The 3,298-nt window shown below is 48.8% G+C and carries 3 protein-coding genes; all 3 read right to left on the reverse strand.

Annotated elements, in window-relative coordinates:
• Positions 1-113: 113 nt before the first annotated feature.
• Positions 114-1,088 (reverse strand): J domain-containing protein, encoded by a 975-nt coding sequence (locus tag OSCI_RS17955; protein WP_007356488.1) that lies wholly within the window; start codon positions 1,086-1,088, stop codon positions 114-116.
• Between the two features lie 161 nt (positions 1,089-1,249).
• Positions 1,250-2,092: an inositol monophosphatase family protein gene (locus OSCI_RS17960; protein WP_007356489.1), complete on the reverse strand. Its 843-nt coding sequence runs from the start codon at positions 2,090-2,092 to the stop codon at positions 1,250-1,252.
• A gap of 219 nt (positions 2,093-2,311) precedes the next feature.
• On the reverse strand, positions 2,312-3,298 hold a 987-nt coding region (locus OSCI_RS17965), incomplete at its 5' end, for an ROK family protein (RefSeq protein WP_324603716.1).

A 3,298-nucleotide genomic window follows, 5' to 3' on the forward strand; every position in this document is an offset into this window, starting at 1 on the left:
GTTAAGAAGTAAGAAGTTAAGAAGTTAGAAGGCAAAAAAACTAACACAGAAAGCAGGCAAAATTTTCCCAGTTTCCTAGTTTCCCAGTTTCCCCATCTCCCCGTCTCCCCCTCTCAATTCTTCTTACCGCCGCCGAACAAGCCCCCGAAAAAGCCGCCGCTTTTAGGTGGATCGGTTTTTTTGCCAGATGCCGATTTTCCAGTGCTGGCCTGGGGTTTGGCTCCAGGCTTTTGGCCCTTCGTCGCCGTCGCTGGCTGTGCTGTTGCTTGTTCTAACTTTTTCTTGGCTTCTAAGGCCGTAGGTTCTTCGGGATTTAATTCTAAGGCTTTTTTAATCTCAATTTTTGCCATTGTTGCCTGTTTTTGCTCTAAATAACACATCCCTAGTAAGGCATGGCCTTTACTATGTTTGGGATCGCGATTTAAAGCTTCTTTTAATTCCAAAATTGCTTTAGCGTAGTTTTTGGTAGACATCAACCCCTCAACGCGGCGACAAGCTTGCTCTACAAAGGAGTCTTGGGCTTTCGGGGCTGCGGCTGGGGCTTTCGGTGCTGCTGAAGCAGGGGTTGTTGTCGCTGGAGCCGGCTGAGCCTGACTTGCTACTGGGCCTTTTTGCTCTTTCCGCAGTAGGTAAACCATATTCAGCTCGCTGATTTGAGCGATGATCTCCAGGCTGTCGCTGATGGATTCGTATTGCTTCTCAGCAAGTTCGGTGAGTGCTTTTTTGTAAGCTTCCTGAAAATCTTTGGCCGTAGTTAGCTGTTTGGCTGCTTCGCTTTCAAAGTGCAGGTTTTTTTGTTCTTTGATGGTGCGTTTGCCAATCATGTCCACTAGCAGACCGTATTCTTTGCGATCGCTTTCTTTGGAAAATTTGTTATAAGCGGGATTAACCACTTTTGACAAAAACTCATTCGCTTTGTTTTTCTCTGCTTGACTTTCAAAGGGACAAGTATCTGAGTGCAAGCGGCGAACTATTTTCATATACCGTTTGCGGATCTCGTTAAACTCAGCATCCAGGGGAACTCCCAGAATGGCGTGCTGATCTGTAAAGTCAAATTTGAACAACCCTTTTGTGATTTGAATAGACATGATATTTCTATCCCTTCCCTCGCTTTCCACTATACCTTTAATCTAACTTCAAAAATTAAACATTAAGAACTAAAAAATAAAGATTCAATGAAGAATTAAAATTTTAATGAAAAATCGAATTAAGAACTAAAAGGAAGCAAAGATCGCTTATGGGCGATCGCTTAGGATCGATCGCTTGCTTTGGGAACACTTGGCCACGATGATAGTGGAGGAACTCCCTGCAAAGCATCGCGGATCTGGTCGTGAATGCGACCGTTGCTGCCCAAAATCCGACCGGACTTAATCTGTAGGGGGCTACCATCATAAGCTGTGACTTGGCCTCCTGCTTCTAAGAGTATCACTATACCTGCGGCCATGTCCCAAGGTGAAAGTCCTCTCTCCCAGTATCCATCTAAGCGACCACAGGCGACGTGGGCGAGGTCGAGGGAGGCGGAACCGCTACGCCGCACGCCTTGGGTGAGGTGGGTCAGGTGACAAAATTCGGCATAGTTATTATCGGCTGTTTCGTGGCGATCGTAGGCAAAGCCAGTTACGAGTAAGCTTTTGCTCAATTCTGAGATTTTGGAGACTTGGATAGGGCGGCGGTTGCGGGTTGCTCCTAAGCCGGTGGCGGCTCGAAACAGTTCGTTATGAAAGGGGTCAAAAATCGCGCCGACTTGGGGCACGTCGTCAATTAGTAGTCCAATGGAGGCGGCTGAGAAGGGATATTGATGAGCATAATTAGTAGTGCCATCCAGAGGATCGATCGCCCAGAGGTATTTGCTGGTTCTGTCGCCGAGGGAGCCGGATTCTTCGGTGAGGATACCGTGTGTGGGTACGTGGCGGCGAAGTACATCGAGGATGGCGACTTCGGCGGCTTTATCTGCTTCTGTGACTAAATCACCAGGACGGCCTTTTTCTTGAATTTCTTCTAATTTGCCCCAGTATGCTTGCAGTACGGCTCCAGCAGCGAGGGCAGCTTCGGTGGCGATGTCTAAAAGGTTTTGCAGTTCGTCGGCGGACATAATTTAATTGTTAACTGTTAACTGTTAACTGTTAACTGTTACCTGTTAACTGTCAACTGTTAATGGGTAATTGGTAATTGCTAATTGGTAATTGCTAATTGCTAATTGCACATCCTCCCCATCTCCCCTATCTCCCCCATCCTCCCATCCTCCCCATCTCCCCCGCTCCCCCTCTCTTCCCCTCTCTTACCCTAGCCCCTAGCCCCTAGCCCCTAGCCTTCACATTGCTGATAAAGCCAAAGCAACTGCTCCCCAAAGGGGTGCATCATCCCCTAAAGCAGCCGGGAAAACATCAAAATGAACTTCTGGCAAAGCAGTCTCTATGGCAACTCGGCGCAACACTTGCCAAAATCTTTCACCCGCTTTCGTGACACCGCCTCCTAACACGAACCGCTGAGGATTAATCAAATTAGCTGCATTGCCGATCGCCACTCCCAAGGCCCAAGCTGCGCGATCGAGTGTTTCTATTGCTAATTCATCTCCCTCTGCTGCTGCTTGACTCACCAATTGAGCGGTAATTGCTTCTTTGCCATCCTTTGCCAGACTCCGCAGAATTTTACCTTGAGAGGGGCGATCGCGCAATTGTGCGATCGCGTCCAAAGCAATGTAGGGCCCCGATGCCAATCTTTCTAAACATCCCCGCTTGCCACACAAACACAAGGGGCCGCTAGGATCTACCACAGTATGACCGATTTCTCCCGCCATGCCTTCTGTCCCCCGCCAAAGCTGGCCGTTGAGTATCCAACCCCCGCCGACTCCCGTACTAACGGTGATGTAAAACAAATTTTCGCAACCCACCCCTGCACCAAAACGGTGTTCTCCCAAAGCTGCAACGTTAGCATCATTATCTACACTGACGGCTACGCCATACTCATCTGCTAACATCTGCCGCAAAGGAACGTTTTCCCAACCAGAGACATGATGCGATAGGCGAATAATGCCTGTTGAGGCATCTACGGGGCCGCCAAAGCTAACTCCGATCGCGATCGGTTTTTCCCCTGGCAGCAAGTCTCTAATTAGCCCGCGTACTAGCCTTAAATCAGTCGTAGCATCGGTTTTGAGCGGGGACATCACCCGCCGCTGCTTTAGCCACTGTCTCTCGCCGACGGCAACAATAGCAGCCGCTAGTTTTGTCCCGCCGAAGTCAAGAGCAAGAATGGGTGAGGATGATTGAGGATACTGTAAAGGTTGAGACATAAATATAGG

The organism is Kamptonema sp. PCC 6506, from assembly GCF_000180455.1.
In the GTDB taxonomy this organism is placed as follows: Bacteria; Cyanobacteriota; Cyanobacteriia; order Cyanobacteriales; family Microcoleaceae; genus Kamptonema; species Kamptonema formosum.

Excerpts from the sequence above, each read along its gene's own strand:
- OSCI_RS17960 (WP_007356489.1), bottom strand. The coding sequence starts at position 2,092 with ATGTCCGCCGACGAACTGCAAAACCTTTTAGACATCGCCACCGAAGCT.
- OSCI_RS17955 (WP_007356488.1), bottom strand. The coding sequence starts at position 1,088 with ATGTCTATTCAAATCACAAAAGGGTTGTTCAAATTTGACTTTACAGAT.